The sequence below is a fragment of the Pseudomonas sp. Marseille-Q1929 genome, assembly GCF_017316265.1.
Classification (GTDB): domain Bacteria; phylum Pseudomonadota; class Gammaproteobacteria; order Pseudomonadales; family Pseudomonadaceae; genus Aquipseudomonas.
Map to the genome: position 1 here is coordinate 1 of NZ_JAFLWU010000063.1, position 1312 is coordinate 1312.

Annotated in this window: 1 protein-coding gene; it reads left to right on the forward strand. The window is 53.2% G+C overall.

Going from position 1 to position 1312, the window contains the following annotated elements; all coding sequences use genetic code 11:
- Positions 1-136: 136 nt before the first annotated feature.
- The gene (locus J1G37_RS28905) at positions 137-1261 is read left to right on the forward strand and encodes an IS481 family transposase (RefSeq protein WP_207047207.1); all 1125 of its coding nucleotides are present in this window, start codon (positions 137-139) and stop codon (positions 1259-1261) included.
- Positions 1262-1312 lie beyond the last annotated feature (51 nt).

Consider the following 1312-nt stretch of genomic DNA (forward strand, 5'->3'; position numbering starts at 1 on the left):
CGGTAACGGCGGCTTATGGTTCCGCTCTTACAGCGGGTCACTTTGGAAAAGCCTGTACGGACCGGACACATGGTTGACGGGTGTGCGGGGACATGGTGGACACTTTTCGGCGAGCCAACTTCGCCGGGAAGCCATCATGCCTTGGAACACGAGAGATGCCATGAGCCTGAAAGAAGAGTTTGTTGCCTTAGCACGGCAGCCCGGCAGTAATAAACGAGAGCTGTGTCGGCGATTCGGCATTAGCCCTCAAACGGCCTATAAGTGGCTTAACCGCCACGAGACGCATGGCCAGTCGGGATTACGAGAGAAGTCCCGCAAGCCTGCTACTAGCCCCAAACTGACGCCTGCCACTCTGGAAGCGGAAGTTTTAGCGCTCAGAAAAGAACATCCCGCATGGGGCGGACGCACAATCAGCAACCTCCTGAAAAAGCAGATTGCTCCCAGCACCGTCACGAATGTCCTGCGCCGGCACGGGCTGATTCAGCCTGTTGCGAAGGAACAAGAGGCAAAGCACAGGTTTGAGCATGATGCGCCTAATGATCTTTGGCAGATGGATTTCAAAGGACATTTTGCGACGCAAGAAGGCCGATGCCATCCCCTGACCTTGCTAGACGATCACTCACGATTCAATTTGGCTATTCAGGCCTGTGAAAACGAGCGTGGAGCGACGGTCAAGGAGAAGATCGTTGAGGTATTTCAGCGTTTCGGCCTACCGGCCCGTATCAATGTAGATAACGGTCCACCATGGGGCTCACCCCGCAATCCAGGGGAAATCACAGAGCTGAGTATCTGGCTGATTCGTTTAGGGATTCGGATCAGCTTCAGCCGGCCTTACCATCCTCAAACGAATGGAAAAATCGAGCGTTTTCACCGTTCACTCAAAGCCGAAGTGCTTGATGGACGTCAATTTTCCACCATCGGGGAAGCTCAAACAGCGTTTGATCGATGGCGTGATATTTACAACCTGCAACGCCCTCATCAAGCGTTGGACTATCAGGTGCCCATGGACCGGTATCGGGCCAGTCCCTGGGCTTATCCGCAGCAGTTGTCGGAGTTTGAATACGGGCCAGACGATGTATTGGCAAAGGTGTATCACAGCCGATTTCGTTTTCAGAAATGCTACTTCAGCATTGCCAAAGGCTTGGTTGGGCATCACATCGCAATACGACCTAACCCTGAAAGGGACGGGCTATTTGACGTCTATTTCTGCCATCACTTCCTAAGAACGTTCGACGTGAGCAAGCCTGACTATGGCTCATAATGTGTCAACCATGTCCGCGCACATGTGTCCACCATGTCTCCGGTCCGTACA

Coding starts and splice junctions, on each gene's coding strand:
- J1G37_RS28905 (WP_207047207.1), top strand. CDS start 137: ATGCCTTGGAACACGAGAGATGCCATGAGCCTGAAAGAAGAGTTTGTT.